Annotated in this window: 13 protein-coding genes; 3 read left to right on the forward strand and 10 right to left on the reverse strand. The window is 60.7% G+C overall.

The window, feature by feature from the left end; genetic code table 11:
- Positions 1-202 precede the first annotated feature (202 nt).
- Genes KFS80_RS23670 through KFS80_RS23680 form a run of 3 tightly spaced genes read right to left on the reverse strand, consistent with a single transcriptional unit; the run spans position 203 to position 4,381 of the window.
- Positions 203-1,270, reverse strand: a complete 1,068-nt coding sequence (locus KFS80_RS23670) for a lipocalin-like domain-containing protein (RefSeq protein WP_212546135.1) — start codon at positions 1,268-1,270, stop codon at positions 203-205.
- Complete coding sequence (locus tag KFS80_RS23675) at positions 1,260-3,731, reverse strand: ABC transporter permease (protein WP_212546136.1); 2,472 nt, start codon at positions 3,729-3,731, stop codon at positions 1,260-1,262. Before KFS80_RS23675 ends, KFS80_RS23670 begins: the two co-directional genes overlap by 11 nt.
- Entirely contained in the window at positions 3,728-4,381 is a 654-nt protein-coding gene (locus KFS80_RS23680; protein WP_212546137.1) for an ABC transporter ATP-binding protein, read from the reverse strand. Before KFS80_RS23680 ends, KFS80_RS23675 begins: the two co-directional genes overlap by 4 nt.
- Positions 4,382-4,519: 138 nt before the next feature.
- Here KFS80_RS23680 and KFS80_RS23685 point away from each other — a divergent pair, with 138 nt between their 5' ends.
- Entirely contained in the window at positions 4,520-6,493 is a 1,974-nt protein-coding gene (locus tag KFS80_RS23685; RefSeq protein ID WP_212546138.1) for an alkyl/aryl-sulfatase, read from the forward strand.
- Positions 6,494-6,577: 84 nt separating this feature from the next.
- Here the strand turns inward: KFS80_RS23685 and KFS80_RS23690 are convergent, their stop codons facing one another.
- The 5 genes from KFS80_RS23690 to KFS80_RS23710 all read right to left on the reverse strand — a co-directional run bounded on the left by KFS80_RS23690 (position 6,578) and on the right by KFS80_RS23710 (position 13,548).
- Positions 6,578-7,954, reverse strand: coding sequence for a DUF1254 domain-containing protein (locus KFS80_RS23690; RefSeq protein ID WP_212546139.1), 1,377 nt, complete (start codon positions 7,952-7,954; stop codon positions 6,578-6,580).
- Entirely contained in the window at positions 7,951-9,300 is a 1,350-nt protein-coding gene (locus tag KFS80_RS23695) for a DUF1254 domain-containing protein (RefSeq protein ID WP_212546140.1), read from the reverse strand. The genes KFS80_RS23690 and KFS80_RS23695 overlap by 4 nt, the downstream gene beginning before the upstream one ends.
- A gap of 131 nt (positions 9,301-9,431) precedes the next feature.
- Positions 9,432-10,769 carry a DUF1329 domain-containing protein gene (locus tag KFS80_RS23700; protein WP_212546141.1) on the reverse strand — a complete coding sequence of 446 codons (1,338 nt, stop codon included), beginning with the start codon at positions 10,767-10,769 and terminating at the stop codon, positions 9,432-9,434.
- A gap of 11 nt (positions 10,770-10,780) precedes the next feature.
- Positions 10,781-12,607 (reverse strand): DUF1302 domain-containing protein, encoded by a 1,827-nt coding sequence (locus tag KFS80_RS23705; protein WP_212546142.1) that lies wholly within the window; start codon positions 12,605-12,607, stop codon positions 10,781-10,783.
- 98 nt (positions 12,608-12,705) lie between these two features.
- The gene (locus KFS80_RS23710) at positions 12,706-13,548 is read right to left on the reverse strand and encodes an AraC family transcriptional regulator (RefSeq protein ID WP_212546143.1); all 843 of its coding nucleotides are present in this window, start codon (positions 13,546-13,548) and stop codon (positions 12,706-12,708) included.
- Positions 13,549-13,644: 96 nt separating this feature from the next.
- Here KFS80_RS23710 and KFS80_RS23715 point away from each other — a divergent pair, with 96 nt between their 5' ends.
- Positions 13,645-14,565 (forward strand): LysR family transcriptional regulator, encoded by a 921-nt coding sequence (locus KFS80_RS23715; RefSeq protein ID WP_212546144.1) that lies wholly within the window; start codon positions 13,645-13,647, stop codon positions 14,563-14,565.
- A 582-nt stretch (positions 14,566-15,147) separates the two neighbouring features.
- Here KFS80_RS23715 and KFS80_RS23720 read toward each other — a convergent pair.
- On the reverse strand, positions 15,148-16,083 hold the full coding sequence (locus KFS80_RS23720; protein ID WP_212546145.1) for a LysR family transcriptional regulator: 936 nt from the start codon (positions 16,081-16,083) through the stop codon (positions 15,148-15,150).
- Positions 16,084-16,154: 71 nt separating this feature from the next.
- Between KFS80_RS23720 and KFS80_RS23725 the strand changes: the two genes are divergently transcribed.
- Positions 16,155-17,183 carry a helix-turn-helix domain-containing protein gene (locus KFS80_RS23725; protein ID WP_212546146.1) on the forward strand — a complete coding sequence of 343 codons (1,029 nt, stop codon included), beginning with the start codon at positions 16,155-16,157 and terminating at the stop codon, positions 17,181-17,183.
- A gap of 105 nt (positions 17,184-17,288) precedes the next feature.
- Here the strand turns inward: KFS80_RS23725 and KFS80_RS23730 are convergent, their stop codons facing one another.
- Positions 17,289-18,986: a sulfatase-like hydrolase/transferase gene (locus KFS80_RS23730; RefSeq protein WP_212546147.1), complete on the reverse strand. Its 1,698-nt coding sequence runs from the start codon at positions 18,984-18,986 to the stop codon at positions 17,289-17,291.
- Between the last annotated feature and the right edge of the window lie 158 nt (positions 18,987-19,144).

Below are 19,144 nucleotides of genomic sequence, written 5' to 3' on the forward strand. Positions count from 1 at the left end.
TGCGATCTTTTGATTGTTTAACCAGCGAGATCAAAAGATCGCAGCCTTCGGCAGCTCCTACAGGGTTTTGTGGTGTTTGGGGGCAATCAGCAAATCCATTGTGGGAGCGGGCTTGCTCGCGAAAGCGGTGGGTCAGTCACCGGAATAGCCGGGATGACGCCTTCGCGAGCAAGCCCGCTCCCACAGGGGTTGTAGGTGGCCGTTAGTAGCCGGTCATTTCCAGGTAGCCCTGGCCTGGGTGACTGCCAGTGATGTTCACCGGGCCTTCCCAGTAGGGGATGCGCAGGTTCATCCACGCTTTGGGGTTGAGCGCGTTGACCTGAATATCGAGGTGTTTGTCGGGGATGCTGATCACCCAGCGGATCGGCATTTTGCGCCCGGCGACGTTGACGGTGTCTTGCGGTGTGAGGGCGATCTGATCGCCGCTCAGGGTTTGCGTCTGGCCATCGGCAGCGATCCAGGTGCCGGTCAGGTAAGGCGCGCCATCCTTCTGGCGGGTGCGAAAGAGCATGACCTTTTCACCACTGTCCAGATGCAACGAGAGCCAGTCCCAGCCCGTCTGGTTGGCACTCAGCGGTTGGCTGCTCCACTCGCGATCAAGCCACGCCGGGCCGCTGACGGTGTAGGTCTGCCCGTCGATCTGCAACGTACCGTTGGCCTGAAAAAACGGCTGACTGTAGTAATACGACGCCTGCCCTTCTGCGGATTTGCGGCTGAAGCCTTTGTCACCCTGCAACACCAACGGGCGATTGGCGGTGAGGTGTAGTTGATAGGCGAAGTCTTTGTCGCGAGCGCTGAGCTGTAAATCGCTCAAGGGATCGGCAGCCTGACTGCTAAACCGCCAATCATCGATCCACGCCTCAAACGGCGCCACGCGAACGCCGGCCTGGCCCACGCCACCGCGCGCATAACGTTCGGCGGCGTGATGTGCAGACGCCGACGTCACCGCCGCATGCCCCAGCCAGATCACCTGATTGCTCCACCCCGCTTGCTCCGGCACGGGTTTCAGGGCGCTGCGAAACAACGTCCATTGCACGCCGAACTGATTGCCCTGCCGATCCTTGAGATTGGCGGTGACGTACCACCACTCGATGCGAAAACCATCATGCGCGCCGTGATCCGCTGGAAAGCTGAACACCCGCCCCGGCACCACCGCTGTGTACGCCTCAGCCTTATCGCCCATCCCGGCAAAGCCCTTCTGCTCAGGCGCCGGTTGATCGCAACCGCCGAGCAGCAGCGCGAGCATCAGCACCACGCGGTTAATCCTCATGGGCAAACGTCCTCAACAAATCCGCCGGTTGCGTGCGGTACAGCGAATACAGCGGCCATGCCGAAGCCAATAATGTCGCCAGCAACGCCAACCCCATCAGTTGCAGCAGTTGCCACGGGAACACCCGCAACGGCAGGCGCCAGCCAAACGCCTGCACGTTGATCACCGCGTCCAGGCACCACGCCAGCGCAATCCCCAGCGGCAATGCCAATACCAGCGTCAGCACCGCCAGCAGCCAGGTTTGACCGAGGTTGAGCAGCATCAACTGTTTGCGCGTCACGCCCAGCGCCCACAGCGGCGCGAGTTGACCGAGGCGACTCTGACTCTGGGTCAGCAGGCTGATAAACAGCGCCACGCCAGCGACCGCGAGGGTCAGACTGTTCAGCGCCGCCGTCGCCGCGAAGGTGCGTTCGAACACTTGAACCGACCAGCCCTTGAGCCGCGCCTGATCGACGATGCGGCTGTCATCCAGCTGAAACCGCGTCTGCAACGCGCTCAACAGCGTCGGGATATTTTTCGGCTCGATACGCAGGTTAAAGCGGTTCGGCGTCAGTTGCGGCCAGCCGCGCAATAGGTGATTGACGTTGACCAGCAGGTGCCCTTTCGGATTGCCGTAATCGGCGTAGATGCCGACGATGCGCGGCGACCATGGGCCGTTGGGCGTGGGGATCGTCAGGTGCTGGCCGGCCTGCAGTTTCAGGCGACGAGCGAGTTGTTCGCTGAGCATCACCGCATCGTCCGTCGCCAAATGGCCCCATGGATCGCTGCCGCTGGAATCGAGCAACGGCCAGTGCTCGCGATAATGCGGGTGATCGATCACGCCAAAGACATCCGCCGGCCAGCCTTGCAGCGTCACCGACACCTGCCAGTTGGGTAGCACCGCTGCGACGTTCGGCTGTTGCCGCAGCCAGCTGTACATTTCGCGGGACTGCGCCGGATTGCTCGGGTTGATATAGAGCTCGGCGCTCAGACGTTGTTCGAGCCAATCGTTGAAGGTCTGGCGAAAACCCGAGGTCATGCTGCCGGCGCCGATGTTGGCGGCAAGCGCCAACAGCAACGCCATCAGCGCCAGACTCAGCGCCGGTAATTGCTGCCGGCAGTCGGCGAGAAACCACTGACCGAGCACCGAACGACTGCGCCCGAGCAATTGATTGAGTATCGCGCTGAGCAACACCGGCAACGCCAGCGCGGCGCCGAGCAGCAACCCAGCCATCAACACAAAACCGCTGGCCAGGCTGTCACCCCAGATCAACGCAGCCAGTGCAATCGCAAGCAGCACTGCCGCCAACCAACCTTGCCGCCGCAACCAGCGCGCATATTGCTGATGCCAGGCTTGCGGATCGGCCACGGCCAACAGTGGCAATCGTGCCGCGCGCAGCAGGCTGTTGCCGCCGGCGAGCAAGGCGCCGAACAGGCTTAAACCGATGCCGCTGAACCACCACCAAGGGCTCAGGCGCAACTGCCCCGCCACTTCCGCGCCGTACAAACCGCGCAGGCTGGCGGCGACATCCGGCAGCAGCACGCTGGCCAGCCAATAGCCGCTGATCACGCCGAACACTCCGCCGATCAGCGCCAGCATGCCCAACTCAACGATCAGGCAAAGGATCAACATTCGCGCGCTGACACCGCAGGCGCGCAACGTGCGCAGCAGGCCCCGACGCTGCTCCAATGCGAGGCCAATCGCCGCGTGGACGATGAACAAGCCAACCAGAAACGAGAGAAATCCCAAGGCATCAAGGTTGAGATGAAAGCTCTCGGTCAGCCGCGCCAGATTGTTTTCCTCGCCGCTGCTTTTCAGCTGCAACTGACCTGTGAACGAGGCCGGCAACTCGGCGTGAAAGTCCTTGGGCAGCAACAGCCGTGACAGTTGCCCCGGCTGTTCGAGCAGGGTTTGCGCGATACCGATGTCGACCAGCAACACACCGGGCGCCATGTCCTTTTGCATTCGCAGCGGCGGCAAGACCAAGCCGTTGACTGTCTGCGGCGTGGCGCCCTCTGCGAGGTTCAAGGCCTGCAAGGTATCCGGGGAAATCCATGTGCTGCCGGGTGGCGAGAAGAACTCGACGATGCGCTCGATCGGCATGGCCTGCCCGGCCACCGCCGAGTCCGTCGGCAGCGATACCGGCTCGATGCCCATCAATTGCAGCCGCTGATTTTCGTGATCCTTGAGGATCAAACGGCCCTGCAACAGCGGCGACACCGGCCAACCCTGTCGACGCAGATCGACAAACCATTGCTGAGTGAACGTTGCGCCGCTCGGCGTGCTCAGGCTGGCCTGCGGTTCGCCGCCGATCATCTGGCTGGCGCGGGCGTAGCTGTCGCGGGCCTGACTGTTCAGCGCTTCGACGCCGGTCAGCAAACTGGTCGCCAGCCACAACCCGGTCAGCACACTGAAAAACTGCACCGGATGGCGCCGCCAATGGCTGAGCAGCGCGCGCAGGGTCTGGCGAAAAACCATCACGTCAGCCGACCTTTGGACAGCACCACGCGCTGCGCCAATTGCGCTGCGACCCGCTGACTGTGAGTAACCATCAACAAAGTGGTCGGCGTGTCATCGAGCAATTCGAGCAACAGCCGCAGGACTTCATCGCTGGTCGCTTCGTCGAGGCTGCCGGTCGGTTCATCGGCCAGCAGCAATTTCGGCTGCGACGCCAGCGCCCGGCCCAACGCGACGCGCTGTTGCTGGCCACCGGAAAGCTGTTCCGGATAGCGTTTGAGCAGATCGCCAAGGCCTAAGCGCTGCACCAGATGCGCCTGCCAGCGCGGCTCGTGGCGCCCGGCGAGTCGCGCTTGAAACGCCAGATTGTCCTCAACGCGCAAACTGCCGATCAGGTTGAACTGCTGGAACACCAGACCGATTTCAGTACGCCGCCAGTTCGCCAGTTGCGCCTCGTTCATCTCCTCCAGCCGATGCTCGCCGCTGCGGATGCTGCCGCGATCGACCTTGTCCAGACCGGCCACCAGGTGCAGCAAAGTGCTTTTGCCACTGCCCGATTCGCCCATCAGCGCCAGGCTGCTGCCAGCCTCCAGCGTCAGGTCGACGCCTTGCAGCACCGGCAAGGAGCCCTGGGGGGTGGCGTAGCTTTTGAAGACGTTGCGAACCTCAAGCATGGCGAAACCTGATCAATGAACCTGCGCCAAGGATAGCGGCCCTGAATGGTTTTTGTCCGTTGACGATCACCGCCGCGCCAGAGCGCCGCCCTACCCTCTGAAACTGGTTCACCCATAACGATAAAAACCGGAGACGCCATGCAACGTTTCACTTTGAGCCCCCGCGGCCTGTTGGCCTGCCTGATCACCGCGTGTCTGAGCCAGTCGGTGCTCGCTGCCGACGCGCCCGTCGCCCCCAGCGCACAGACCATCGCCAGCAACGCCGCTGTTCTGAAGCAACTGCCCTTCAGCGACCGCACCGATTTCGAATCCATCAGCAAAGGCCTGATCGCGCCGTTCAAGGGTCAGATCAAGGACGCCAGCGGCAAGGTCATCTGGGACGTGCAGGCCTACGACTTCCTCGCCAAGGATCAAGCACCAGAGTCGGTAAACCCGAGCCTGTGGCGACTGGCCCAGCTCAATGCGCACGCCGGTCTGTTTGAAGTCAGCCCGAAGTTGTATCAGGTGCGCGGTCTCGATCTGGCCAACATGACCATCATCGAAGGTGACGACGGGCTGATCATCATCGACCCGCTGACCATGGCCGAAACCGCCAAAGCCGCGCTGGATCTGTACTACGCTAACCGTCCGCACAAACCGGTGGTCGCCGTCATTTACAGCCACACCCACGTCGACCATTTCGGCGGCGTGCGCGGGGTGATCGACGAGGCGGATGTGAAGGCTGGCAAGGTCAAGGTGTTCGCCCCGGCCGGGTTTATGGAGCACGTGATGAGCGAAAACGTGATGGCCGGCAACGCCATGAGCCGTCGCGCGCAGTACCAGTTCGGCAGCCTGTTGCCGCGCGGTGAAAACGGTCAGGTCGATGCCGGTCTGGGCAAGAGTTCGCCAACCGGCGGCACGGTCACGCTGATCCCGCCGACCGATTTGATCGCCAAGGAGCTGGAGACCCGCACCATCGCCGGCATTCAATTTGAGTTCCAGCTGACGCCGGGCACCGAAGCACCGGCGGAAATGAACATGTATCTGCCGGAGCTGAAAGCACTGTGCATGGCCGAAAACGCCACGCAGATGATGCACAACGTCCTCACCCCGCGCGGCGCGCAAGTGCGTGACGCCAAGGCCTGGTCGCAATACCTCGACGACAGCCTGGCGCGCTACGGCGACAAGGCTGACGTGCTGTTCGCCCAGCACAACTGGCCGACCTGGGGCGGCGAGCGGATTCGTACGTTCCTTGCCGACCAGCGCGACATGTACGCGTTCCTCAATGACCGCACCTTGCACCTGCTCAATCAGGGCCTGACGCCACAGGAAATAGCCGACACCATCACCAAACTGCCGGGCTCGCTCGACCAGAAGTGGTACACCCGTGGCTACTACGGTTCGCTGAGTTTCAACACCCGCGCGGTGTATCAGCGCTACATGGGTTTCTACGACGGCAACCCGGCCAACCTCAATCCGCTGCCGCCGGTGGACACCGCCAAACGCACGGTCGAGGCCATGGGCGGCGGCGCGGCAGTGCTCGATAAAATGCGCAAAGCCATGGCCAGCGGTGACTATCGCTGGGCGGCACAGTTGGGCAATCAGTTGTTATTCGCCGAGCCGGACAACGCCGAGGCGCACAAAGCGCAGGCCGAAACGCTGGAGCAATTGGGTTATCAAAGCGAGAACGCCACCTGGCGCAACATGTACCTGACTGGCGCGATGGAACTGCGCAACGGCGTGCCGCCCCATGCGGGCACGTCGGTGTCGGTGGACATGGTGCGGGCGATGAGCCCGGAAATGTTCTTTGATTATCTGGCGGTGCGGCTGGACAGCGACAAGGCTGTGAATCACGACCTGACGTTGAACTGGACGTTCGAGGACTTGCAGAAAGACTTTAATCTGACCTTGCGCAACGGTGTGCTGACGCATCGGGCCGGGCTCAATCCAGCGGCGGATGCGAGTGTCAGTTTAAGCAAAGACACGCTGGAGAAGATCAGCCTCAAGCAACTGGATTTCCCGACGGCGATGCAGAAAGGCTTGATCAAGTTGCAAGGCAACGGCAAGAAACTGGGCGAGTTGATGGGCAGCCTGGATACGTTTGGGCCGCAGTTCAATATCGTTACGCCTTAAGGTCAAAAGATCGCAGCCTTCGGCAGCTCCTACAGGTGATTGCATTCCTCTGTAGGAGCTGCCGCAGGCTGCGATCTTTTGCTTCTAAATAACCTCAACCACCGGCATCCGCCATTTCTGCTCAACCACTTCTTGCTTCGGCCCATACAAGCGCAAAATCACGTTAAACGCCCCGTTCTGCGGCGTCGGTAGCCAATTGCTCTCCTGCCCCGCCCCAGGAGAATTCGCCTGCATCCACAACGTCAGCCCACCATCCGCATCGCGCTGCAATTGATCGCGACTGCTCAAACAATACCGATCAAGCGGATTCGCCACCAACTGCCGATCCGGCAAGTCATACAACGTCAGCGACCAGAACTCGCTGGCCGGCGGCAATTGCCCCGGTGCAAAACGCAGACGATAACGCCGGCCGCCCTGCAACGGTTGCCCTTGATTATCCAGTCGGCTGCCAGCGTAAAACGCCTCCTCAACACTGTTGCCGTAAATCCCCAGATACGCCCCGACCGCGCGATTCAGATAATTGCCATGCATTGCCTCACGGTTACCAAACAGGCCAAGCGTGGAGCGTGTTTGCGCGGCGGTCTCTTGCAGTTGCGCTTGCGCCAGTTTGATTCCGGCGGCGATCGCTTGCTGCTTTTCGACCGGCAGCACGGCGAAGTCGAACGCCTGCCCCGGCACAATGCCGATCCGTGCGAAGCGTTCGCGCAATGCTTGTTCTGCAGGTTGAGTCGGGCACAGCGCAAGGATCTGATTAAGCACTGCGATAAACGACGGCCCCAACCCGGTTTTGCTCTCCCACGCCGGCCAGTCAATCGCCGGCGCGGCCAGCGGGCCCGGGCTGCCGCTGTATTCATGCAACCCACGTAAACGGTATTGCTGCTGCAACGCACGCACTGCTGGCATGTCGTCGGCGTTCTTCAACCCGGTACGCCCGAGCAGCATGACGATCTCGGTTTCGCTGCGCAGCACGGCTTTGATGCCCTTCGGCACCGGCCCCTGCCAGTTCGGCCCGGCGATCAGATAATCCCCTGCCTCGCGTCCGGTGCTGAGCACGCCGACATAGGCAAAGTTATGCGTGTACTGATCGACCAGTTGATGCACGTAATAACGATCGGCATCCACCGCCGGCACGCTCAACACTTGCGGCTCAGTGCGCAGATCGAGCCAGGCCCAGGAGTAAGGCGTGTCGTTGTTCGGCGTGACGATTTCGCGATTGGCCGGGGTGTAGAGCTGGCTGTAATGGCGGAAACGATTGAAGCCGCCGACGTACTCCGCCGCGCTCGGATCAAGCAGTTGTTTCTCCATCGTCTGGTAATGCATCAGCATCGGAAAAGCGTAGATCCACGCCTCTTGCGCGACCGCTTGGGTTTCATCGGCCAGCAACCAGCGCGGCATCATCAGCCCTCCTCCGAGCACACTCATGCCACCCAACATCTGGCGACGATTGATCGTCAGACTCATGGCTCGACTCTCGCAATCGTCGGCAACTGATAACTGCCATCCAGCGCAGCGGCTTTCGGCAGGTACAAACGCAGCAGCAGGTTGAACGGGCCTTGTGGCGTCGGCAGCCAGTTGCCTTGCTCGGCCTGTGCCGGCGCGTCCGGTTGCAGAAGCAGCGTGAGGCCGCCGTCGGCGTCGTAGTGCAAATCGGCGCTGCGATCGCCCAAGGCGTAACGCCCGATGGCATTGCTCGCCAGCAATTGAGTTTTGCCGTCGTACAGGGTCAGCGACCAGAAGGCGTTCACCGGCGGTAACTGCCCGGCGGGGAAATGCAGGCGATAGGTCTGGCGACCGTCGAGCAACTGGCCTTCGGCATCGTGCAGGGCCATCGGGTAAACCGCTTCGACCGCGTCATTTGCGTAGATGTAGCGCCAGGCGACGGCCGCGCGGGTCAGGTCATCGTCAGCGAATTTGCCGATGTTGGTCGGTGATGGAAACCAGCCGTTCTGTTCTTTCGACAGTTGGCTGGAGGCGATGCGAACCTGCTCGCGGCCGGCTTCAGCGCCTTCTGCGATGGCTTGGCGAAGGGTATCGGCCGGGGCGAACGCGCTGCCGGGCAGAACGCCAATCGCGGCGAATCGAGCGAGTTTGGCCTGCTCGCTGGGCGTCCATTGATGCAGCGGTGCCAAGGCATTAAAGGTGTTGAACAGGGCCTGCGCTTCGCCGTGTTTGGTGTCCAGATACGCCGGGAGATGCAACGGCGCAGGTGCGTCAGGTGCAACGCTGTTGGTGGCGCGGGACAACGGCTGCAGGGCATAACCCATCAGCACTTTGGCGGCGTCTTTTTGATCGGCCTCGCCTTTGACTTCGGTGCGCCCAAGCAAAAACACCACGCGACTTGGCGAACGAATCACGCCGTTGAAACCCGTCGGCGCTGCACCCTTCCAGTCCGGCCCGACAATCAGATAACGCCCGGCCTGATTGCCGGTGGCGCGGGTGCCGATGTAGTCGAGGTTGTCGGTGCGCAGGTCGACCAACTGGAAGCTGTAGTAGCGATCCTCGATCGCCGGCACTTGCAGCACCATCGGCTCGGCGCGCAGGTCGAGCAAGGCGCGGGAGTAGAAGGTGTCGTTGTTCGGCGAGACGACTTTGTTGTCTTGCGGGCCGAGCAGACGCGGTTCGCTGTAGAGGCGATTGGACGGCAGTTTGGCGTTGATCGCGGTGAGTACTTTGTCGTGTTCGACGGTGGCGTAGGCGAAGACGTAAGCCTCTTGTGCGAGGGCTTTGGCCTGGCTCACATCAAGGTCAGCAGCGTGAACGGTGCCGAGGCTGGCGCCGACCGCTAGAGCACAAATCCAGTGACGCATAAACAATCTCCAGACAGAAAACAAATCCCCTGTAGGAGCTGCCGAAGGCTGCGATCTTTTGATCTTGAAAAACCACATCAAAAGATCGCAGCCTTCGGCAGCTCCTACAGGGGTTGTGTGATGGTGAGAGGTTATTTAGCCCAACGCCGCAGATCCGACGGGGTGTAGTCGTCGGTCTTCGCCGCGAACCCGACGCGCATTGGCTGGGTCTCTTCGTTGGCCAGGCCGCCGGCGTAATAGCGCCCGGCAATCAGGTCGTAGGACGTCTCCAGCACGTTGTAGGTGAAACCATGGTCGTACTGCTGAATCGCGTGCAATTCACCGCTGCGCCACAACTCGCCACGGCTGTCGTACTGATCCGACTGAGCAATCTGCCAACTGTCTTCGTCCACATAAAACCGGCGTTTGGCGTAGATGTGCCGGGCGTTTGGCTTGAGCGTGGCTTCCACCACCCACACCCGATGTTTCTCGTAGCGCGCCAGATCCTGATTGATGTGATTGGGCTTGATCACCTCGTCGTATTTGAGCGCGTGGCTGCCGATCTTGTAGCTGTTGTAGGGGATGAACAGCTCCTGTTTGCCAATCAGCTTCCAGTCGAAACGATCGGGCGCGCCGTTGTAGCCGTCGATGTTGTCGGCGGTGATCAGGCCGTTGCTGTAGCGCGCGCTGTTGTCGTAAGCGATCATCGGCGCGCGACGCACCCGGCGTTGCCCCGGCAGGTATTGCCAGGCCGAACGCGGCTCGGCGACCTGGTCGATCGGTTCGTGCACCAGCACCGCTTCACCGGACAAACGTGCCGGCTCGAGCACGCGGCTCTTGAACAGGAACAGCGTATTGGCGCCCGGTTCCAGTCCGGAAACCGTGTCGGCAAAGTTGATCAGCGACTGGTTGCGCACATAACTGGTCGCGCCGTTTTCGCGCACCAGCGCCGAGCTGCTGATGCGTTCGTAACTGCCGCCGCGATAGCGGGTCATGTGGTTCCACATCACCTCAAGGCCTTCGGTCGGCAGCGGGAATGGAATGCCGCGCGCATAGTCGTGCAAGCCGTTGCCGCCGTCAGCCATGCTGGTTTTCGCGACGTTGCCGCGACTTTGTTCCAGCACGTCTTTAGGCAGATTGGCGCTGCGATGAGTCGGGTAGATGTTCATCTTGTAGCTGTCCGGGTAGCGCTTGAACAGCGCGATCTGCCCGGGGCTGAGAAACTTCTGATACTGCGCCAGATTCTGCGCAGTGACGGTGAACAGCGGTTTTTCCGCCGCATACGGATCGCTGTAACTGCCCTTGCTGTCGACGGTGCCGGCGTTGCTCGCCAGGCCACCGCTCCACGCCGGAATACTGCCGTCGGCATTCGCGGCTATTTCCGAGCCCATCGGCGTCAGGGTTTTACCCAGCGGTGCCGGATCGTTACCTTTGGCTTGCGCCAGACCAACGCTGCAGGCCAGCGCCAGTACACACAATTGCAGTCGCATGAGGGTTCTCCTTAGAAGTCGGCCTTGAAGCTGACCGAGGCAAAATCGCGGTCATCGAGGGTGCTGTAATCGTTGGAACCGAAGAACGTGTTGTAAGCCAGTTCAACGCTGTAATCGTTCATGTAGACGCCGGTCAGGCTGAGGCCGAGGGCTTGCTGACCTTCCTGAAACGGCCCTTGCGGATCGTAGGAATAACCGGAGACGTCATGGCGCCAGTTGACTGCCGGAATCAGGTTGATCCCCGGCAACACGTCGCTGTATTCAAGGCTCGCGCGCAGGCGATAACCCCACGACCATTCGGTGGCGAAACCCTTGTCGGTGCAGTACTGATTGGTCACGCCCGACGCCACGGTGTTGCACGCGGAGCCATTGCGCGGGGCGCTGCGACCGAACGCGGCGTTGCGGCCCAGACGTTCGTCGCCAAGGTCGTCGATGTGCACGACGCCGGCCTCGCCGAACAGACTCAAACGCGTCGCGCCGAGGATGTTGTCGAAGGCCTGCGTCGCCGAACCGGTCATCTGCCACACGCCTTTGCGCACCCAGCCGTCGTAACGGCTGCCGGCATTGGTGTTGAAACCCGGCGGCAGATCGACCCAAGAATTGCCGCCCGGCCCGGAGATCACCGCGACGTTGATGTCCGGCGCATTGATCGCCAGCGGCATGTTCGGCCGATAGCTCAACTCGCCCGCGAGCGAGATGCCGCTGATCGGCTCAACACCGTTGAGGCTGATGCCGTAGAGGTGAATGTTTTCCGGAAACGCTGCGGCATAGCTCGGCGCCTGAATACCGCCGGGAAAGGTGCCGGGCAGCGAGGTGTTGCGCGCATCGAGGGTGAAATACGGCAGCCGCGAGTGATAGTTGATGTAGTAAATCGCCGCTTCGGCATCGTTCAACGCCGGGATCATGTTGCGCAACGCGAAGCCGAACTGGCCGTTGTCCGACGGCGATTCGTTGCCGCGCGAATAGGCGTATAAACCGGCGGCTTGCATCTGTTGATCGGTCTGCACCTGGCTCAGGTACAGCGGCCCGCAACCCTTCTGAATCGCATCGCTGGAAGCGAAAAAAGTCCCGCATCCGTCGAGTGCGCTTTCGCGCCAGTTGTACTGATAAAAGCCTTCAAGGTTGAGGGTGTCGGACAGGCCGAAGCTGAACGAGATCATCTCCACCGGCAACTGGCCTTCTTTGATTTCCACCCCTGGACGGTTGAAGGCAGAAATGTCCAACGGGTTGATCACGTTGATGCCGTTCTGGATCAGCAGCGATTCGCCCCACGACAACACCTGGTTGCCGACCTTGACGTTCAGCGGGTGATCGGCGATCTGGAAGTCCTTCCAGACGTAAGCGTCGAGGGTTTTGAAACCCTGAAACTTGCTCAGGTCATCCCAACCCGAATCGTCGAAATCCTTGAAGCGGCCATTGCGGGTTTCGTAGGCGTGGTCGTACCAGTATTTGAAACGAATGAACGCGCCCTGCCCTTGGCCATCGAGACTGAAATCGGTCAGGCCTTTGAAGTTCTGCGAGATCGGGTCGCCCTTCTCGAAGTTCAGCCGGTTGTCGTCGGCGCTGACACTGGTGCCATTGGCGCGCACGCCTTGTGCTTGCAAGGCGTTGGCACGGGTCATCAGGCTTTTGTCGGGGTTCTGCGTCGACCAACTGCTGCCCAGGGTCAGGGTGGTTTTGGTCGACAGGCTCCAGTCTTCGTTGAGGTCGAAACTGGTGGCGTAGCCGGGGCTCGACAGTGCGGCGAGAATCGCCAGGGTCAGGGGTTGCGTACGGGGGTGGCCACGCCGGGCAAGTCGCGGACGGACTTGGGGCGTAACCGAGCTTTTTCTTATCATTATTGGGCTCCGGTCAGGTTTGCTCAGCACTGACACGGTGCCCAACCCTCAGCACTGACACACAAGCGATGGCTGACAAAAACCAATCATCGGCGTGCTTACAGCGGATTGAGGCGGAACTGCTTCGGCGTGATGCCGAATTGTTTGCGGAAGGCGCGAATAAAGTTGCTCGGCTGACGATAACCGAGGCGTTCGGCGATGCGTTCGATCGGTTGATCGCCGGCGGTCAGCCAGTGCCGCGCCAGTTCCAGACTGTCGTTGCGACTCGGCGCGGAGGACTCGGTTTGCCAATGGCGAAGCATGCTCTGGTGCAGAAACGGATTGGCGCCGAGCAGTGGTTCTTCGAGGGTTGAGCGCTTCAAGGTCAGGCGCGGATGAGCGCCTTGTTCGACGCGAATACCGTTGTTGTGCAGCCAGTGTCCGGCGGCTTGCGCTGGGCACAGAGTGACGCTGACGAACACTGCATCGGGCGTCTTGCCCAATCGCCGGGCGATGTTGCGCACCAAGGTAATCGTTGCTGCATCGAGGCCGAAGTGATGGGCCTGGCCTTGCACCGGTCGCAGGTGCAAATGCGCGTCATCGCCGGACTCCTGCAACTCGACCGCGACGTAATTGGTCACGCGCGGCGCAAACGCCACAAAGCAATCGAGGCTGGCGCGCAACGTCGGTGCCGAGTCGAGCAAAATGTTCAGGCCTTGCAGACACGTGGTCGCCAGACCGTTGACCAATTCACAACCGAACGTCGGCGCAGCCCCGGCCTGCTCGCATTCAAGCCATAGTTTCTCGACCGCGTGCGCGGGGATTTGCTGGTCGTGACCGTCGAGAGCCGATGCGCAGATTCCGGCCCGTGCCAGCAGGGTTTGCGGGCACAGGCCTGACTGTTCGGCGTGGCCGAGAATGGTGCGGGTGAAGGCGCTGGAAGCGAACATGGGATGCGACATGGCGACGTTTACCGAGGGACAGGCGTGTACTTATGCCAGTCAACGTGTTATCGATCCAATGCATTAAAAGTATCCGCAGAATGCAGGAGACGCATGATGGATTTACGCCAGCTTCGCCACCTCGTGGCCCTCGCCGACTACCGCAATTTTGGCCGCGCGGCGGAAGCGATCAACCTAAGCCAACCGGCGTTCAGCCGTAGCATTCAGACGCTGGAACGTGACCTCGATTGCGAACTGGTCGAGCGCAGCAGCCGCGAGTTTCGCCTCACTGGCCAGGGTGAACTGGTGCTGCAGCATGCGCGGCGTTTGCTTGCCGGCAGTCAGGCGTTACAGAACGAATTGACCCAGTACAACGGCCTCACCGGCGGCGAACTGCAATTCGGTTGCGGGCCGTATCCGGCGCAGGTGCTGGTGCCGGAAGCGCTGGCGGAATTCATTCAGGCACACCCGGCGATTCGCACGCGTTTTCATCAGGGTGACTGGCAGCAATTGTCGCTGTGGTTGCGTGAGCAGCAGATCGAATTTCTGGTGGCGGACGCGCGGTATTTTGTCGGCGATCCGCAGTATCACGTGCAGTTGCTGCGCACGCGACCGGGGCGGTTTTTCTGCCGAGCCGGGCATCCACTGGCCGGGCAGAAGGGTTTGAAATTGCGCGCGCTGCTGGATTATCCAGTGGTGGGCACGCGGATTCCGCCGATGATTCGCAAGATCCTCGCGGATATTTTGGGTGAACCGGATTTCAATCCGAGCGTGGAATGCGCGCAGTTTGACGCGATTCAACGGGTGGTGTTGCGTTCTGATGCGATTGGTCTGGCGACGCTGGAAGCGTTGCGTGAACAGGTTGATCAAGGGCTGATTCATCTGCTCGATTTCACCGACGTGCCGCGCAACGACCCGGCGCTGCAATTGGGTTACGGCATCGTCAGCCGCGTCGGCTACTCCATGACCCCGGCGGCGCGGGCGATGGTTGACGCGATCCTCAGCGTCGACCAACGCCTGCTCGCGGCCAACCACTAATCCAACGACACCTCCAACTCGTCGCACCTGTAGGAGCTGCCGAAGGCTGCGATCTTTTGATCTGTTTTTCAAGATCAAGATCAAAAGATCGCAGCCTTCGGCAGCTCCTACAGTTGATCGCATTTTTGCAGATGGAACACGGTCGAATGTGGGAGTGGGCTTGCTCACGAAGGCGTCGGTGCATTGAATATCCCGGTGTCTGACATAGCGCTTTCGCGAGCAAGCCCGCTCCCACAGGGGATTGCATTCCGGCAGGAGGAACACGGTCGAATGTGGGAGTGGGCTTGCTCACGAAGGCGTTGGTGCATCCAACATCCCGGTGTCTGACATACCGCTTTCGCGGGCAAGCCCGCTCCCACAGGGGATCGCATTCCGGCAGGAGGAACATGGTCGAATGTGGGAGTGGGCTTGCTCACGAAGGCGTCGGTGCTTCCAACATCCCGGTGTCTGACATAGCGCTTTCGCGGGCAAGCCCGCTCCCACAGGTGATTGCATTCCGGCAGGAGGATCACGGTCGAATGTGGGAGTGGGCTTGCTCACGAAGGCGTCGGTGCTTCCAACATCCCGGGATCTGACACTCCACTATCGTGAGCCCGCGCGCTCCCACAAGTGCTGGGTTTTCGCCGGGATTTGCTGGGGCTCGCCGAGGGCATTGAGCAAACAATGCATGGCCTCTTCGCGACTGCGCTCGAAGCGGTATCGCGCTTCGATGTACAGCGCCAGTTTCAGCTCCACCGCATCCTCCAGCGGCAGCGGCGCTTGCTGCAAACCCAATGCGCTGGCGACTCGACTTGGCAAACTCAAGCCAAACGGTTGACGATCAGCAATCAGCTTCGCCGCCAGGGTACTTTGTGTGGTCACCGCGATCGTACGGCGCAGTCCTTTAAGCCCCAGTTGCAAATCCACCGGACTCAACCCGTCCCTACGACTCGAAACCTGAATCTGCGGCTGCTGCAAATATGCCTGCAAGGTGCGCGGCGGCTCTTTCAACGCAGCACCGTAAGCAAACACATAGTGATCCGCCGCCAACGTGCGTTTATGCAAGCCGCTCAACCCGGCCAACGGCTGATCAATGTCGATCAGAATATCCAGCTTGCCACTGGCCAGTTCCTGCAGCGCATCACGCCGGCGCGGCTGGAAATAGCGCACTTGCCAATCGGCATGCGGCGCTTCAAGCAGCGCATCCAGCAACACCGGTTGCAGGCAATCCAGGCAACTGATGCGCAGCAACGGATTGTTCTGCCGCGCCGCCGGGATCATCCGCAAACCATCGCGCAAAGACTCAAGTGCCGCACGCACATAGTCCGCCAGCCGATGCGCGACCAGCGTCGGCGTCACGCCCAAGCGACTCTTGATAAACAGCGGATCGCCGCACAATTCACGCAGGCGCCGCAGCGCGTTGCTCATCGCCGGTTGCGACAGGCTCATCACATCGGCGGCGCGGGTGACGCTGCGCTGTTGGTAGATCGCGTCGAAGGCGAGCAACAGGTTGAGGTCGAGCTGGCGTAAATCAAGCATGGTCTTGCTCCGGCAAATCGCTTAACGTCGGCCAGCCTAACCAGTGTCCCGAATCAAGCGGTGAGCCCTACATGACAAAAATCAATCAGCCGCCCGCCAACGCCTTTTACGCGCCGACCCTACTGCCGGCCATCGAAGAACTGCTCGCGCGCGGCATCCCGCAGGACGCCATCGAAGCGCAATTTCATCGCAGCCTGTTTGGCTTGCGCACGCCGTTCATGCGCATTCCGCTGGTGCTGTCGCGACGCTTCTGGGCGTTCGCGCTGGAGCAGACCGGCGACCCGCTGATCGGTCTGGCGGCGGGACGGCGCTTTGTCTCGACGGCCACCAATGGCCTGACCTATCTGTTCGATGTCGCGGTGTCGCTGGAAAGTGCCTGCGCTTATTTCGTGCGTTTCTTCCCTTTCTTCAACGGCCATTTCCACGCGCAGATCGTGCGTGAGGATGACCGCGTGGAATTACGTCTGGTCGAAACCGGCAGCCTGCGCGCGGCGGCGCCGATTGCCGATTACATTCTGGTCAGCCTGTGCAGCATGTTGCGGCGCAAATTGCTCGCCAGCGGTTTGGGGCGTGATCCTGTTGTGGGCGTGTCGCTGCTTTCGGCGACTAGCGAGGAACATGAGCGCGCCTTTCGGGCGCCGGTGCTGGGTGAGCGGGCTTATCTGGCGATTCGGCTGGATCCACAGCTGTTTGTTGCGGCGCTGACGCCGGGCAATCAGGGGCTGGAACAGACGCTGGTGGAGTTGCTGGAGCAAACGCGGCGTAACAGCGAATCGACGTTGCTGGAGCAGCTCAGCGATTACCTGATCGAGGATCTCGCAGCGGCGGACTGGAAGCAGTTTTGTGCGGCGCAGCATTTGATCGAACGCACGGCGGCGCGACGCTTGAAGGCGTTGGGCTGGAGTTTTTCCGAATTGCTGGATGAGTATCGGCGCTATCGGGCTGAGGATTTATTGCAGGCCGGAGAGCTGGAGTTGGTCGAGGTGTCGGATCGGTTGGGGTATAGCGATGTGCAGAGTTTTAACCGCGCGTGTTTGAGATGGTTGGGGTGTGCGCCGGGGGTTTATCGGGCTCGGTACCACACTCAATATTGGCAGTGACAGCCACACCGTCTTCGCGAGCAAGCCCGCTCCCACATTTTGCAATGCGATCAACCTGTGGGAGCGGGCTTGCTCGCGAAAGGGCCCGCCCATCCAACCCAAAACTCACTGCCCCGCCGCCACACTCGCCGGCGCCTGCGTCGGCGTGACAATGCTCCCCAAATCAATATGCTTCCACTCCGGCTTCGCCCCCAGCCGCGCATTAAACCGGTAGTTAAACGTGAACTCATCGCCAGTCGCCACGCTCAGCGGTTTGCCATACACCGCCTCAACCCCTGCCAGGTCATACCCCATCAACTGCAACAGCGTCGGGAAAATGTTGTAGTGGCTGGAGCGATCCTTGTTCACCGCCAACTGCGCCGACCAATCCAGCGTCTTCAGATCGCGACCCTGAATCACCACCAACGGCACCAAGCCCTCCTCCTCCACCGGATCGCCACCGCAATGGGTGTTGAGCCCGGGATTACCGCGTTCATGCAAATCCTGGCCATGATCAGACGTATAAATCAGCAACGCATTGTTCAGATTGGCCTGCGCAAACACCCGCGCAAAAAACTCGCCGACGTTCCACAGCACGGTGTTCTTGTAGGCGTTGCGGTACAGCACCCAATCATCGGGCTGGCCATTGAAACCGGTGCGCTCACCAGTATCCGCCACCTCGGTGAACTGACCGCGCGGCAACGTCGGGCGGTACGCCATGAACGCATCGGGGTATTTGTCGTGCACCGGGAAATGCGCGCCGACCTTGTTGATCACCACCAGCTCCGCTTTGTCGTCGTTGAGCAGCTCGATCAGCTTCGCCGCTGCCGCCATGTCGCGGTCGCGCACGCTGGTCTTGTCGAATTGCACAAATTCGTCGATGTCCTTCTTCTCGGTATCGGTCATCAGGTTCTGCAGATTGCCGCCGGTGCGCTGGGCATCGATGTACACCGTGCGCAGCCCGGCCTTTTTCGCGTACTGCCAGATCGACGGCAGCGTGCTATTGATGCGCATGTAATCAGCGCGGGTGCCGCCGTAGCGCAGGGTGACGTTGGTGTCGGCGCTGCAATTGGCGATGGACGCCGCGTAGCCGTAATTGAAAATATCGACGCCAGCGTGCGCCTGCTTAAGGTTGCTGTGCACGCCGAACGGCGCGTTGATGTCGAGGTAATTGCCGGAGATGCTTTCGTCGATGATCAGCACAATGTCATGGCCGACCGGTTGCGAGGCGCGCGCCAGCGTCACTGGTTCACGCGGGCCGACGGTGTTGTGCAGCGCCTCATAGGCAAACAGGTTCAGATAGGCCAGCGGCGTGTACATGATCGGCAAGCCACGGGCGCCCTCGCCCGCGCGTAAAAACAGCACGGCGCTGAGCAGCAAAACCCCACAAATCGGCGCGGCCACGCGCAAGGCGTTCGGCACCACCAGCGCATGCCGAGGTTTGAGGCCGATGCCGAACAGTAACAACAGCCCACTGAGCACCCCGCGCAGGATCGCATCGCGGTACTGATACGCCGCCTCCTGAATAAAGCCACCGGAATACACCAGCGAGACGAAACTGCTGTAGTTCAGGTAATCCGCGGTAACGCGGGTATAGACATCAAAAAACACCGCCGAGGCAAACATTGCCAATGCGAATAGATGTCGTATGAGTGTCTGGCGTATATAGGCCGTTAGATATAACGCTAAAGTAAGCGCCAAAAACATCGCGCCAAAAAGAAGTGCAGGAAAACCGAGGCCGATAGCATTTAACCGCTCAATGTAATATTCGCAATAAAGCAGCAGATAAATAATTAAAAGCAGTTCTTTCAGGTATCGAAACATGGCTTTTCCGGTCACGCGAAACGGCAAAGGGTCAAGGTTTTGTCGGTCAAAAACTGACACTAGCACCCGGCCATCAAAGCGCAAGAAATGGCTGACTTTTCCCTAAAGCGTCAAAAAAACGTTGACTCAAATCTGACACACTCCAGTTGCTGCAAGCC

Source organism: Pseudomonas rustica (assembly GCF_018336155.1).
GTDB lineage: Bacteria > Pseudomonadota > Gammaproteobacteria > Pseudomonadales > Pseudomonadaceae > Aquipseudomonas > Aquipseudomonas rustica.

Coding starts and splice junctions, on each gene's coding strand:
- KFS80_RS23695 (WP_212546140.1), bottom strand. CDS start 9,300: ATGCGTCACTGGATTTGTGCTCTAGCGGTCGGCGCCAGCCTCGGCACC.
- KFS80_RS23725 (WP_212546146.1), top strand. CDS start 16,155: ATGACAAAAATCAATCAGCCGCCCGCCAACGCCTTTTACGCGCCGACC.
- KFS80_RS23720 (WP_212546145.1), bottom strand. CDS start 16,083: ATGCTTGATTTACGCCAGCTCGACCTCAACCTGTTGCTCGCCTTCGAC.
- KFS80_RS23700 (WP_212546141.1), bottom strand. CDS start 10,769: ATGCGACTGCAATTGTGTGTACTGGCGCTGGCCTGCAGCGTTGGTCTG.
- KFS80_RS23730 (WP_212546147.1), bottom strand. CDS start 18,986: ATGTTTCGATACCTGAAAGAACTGCTTTTAATTATTTATCTGCTGCTT.
- KFS80_RS23685 (WP_212546138.1), top strand. CDS start 4,520: ATGCAACGTTTCACTTTGAGCCCCCGCGGCCTGTTGGCCTGCCTGATC.
- KFS80_RS23680 (WP_212546137.1), bottom strand. CDS start 4,381: ATGCTTGAGGTTCGCAACGTCTTCAAAAGCTACGCCACCCCCCAGGGC.
- KFS80_RS23705 (WP_212546142.1), bottom strand. CDS start 12,607: ATGATAAGAAAAAGCTCGGTTACGCCCCAAGTCCGTCCGCGACTTGCC.
- KFS80_RS23715 (WP_212546144.1), top strand. CDS start 13,645: ATGGATTTACGCCAGCTTCGCCACCTCGTGGCCCTCGCCGACTACCGC.
- KFS80_RS23710 (WP_212546143.1), bottom strand. CDS start 13,548: ATGTCGCATCCCATGTTCGCTTCCAGCGCCTTCACCCGCACCATTCTC.
- KFS80_RS23670 (WP_212546135.1), bottom strand. CDS start 1,270: ATGAGGATTAACCGCGTGGTGCTGATGCTCGCGCTGCTGCTCGGCGGT.
- KFS80_RS23690 (WP_212546139.1), bottom strand. CDS start 7,954: ATGAGTCTGACGATCAATCGTCGCCAGATGTTGGGTGGCATGAGTGTG.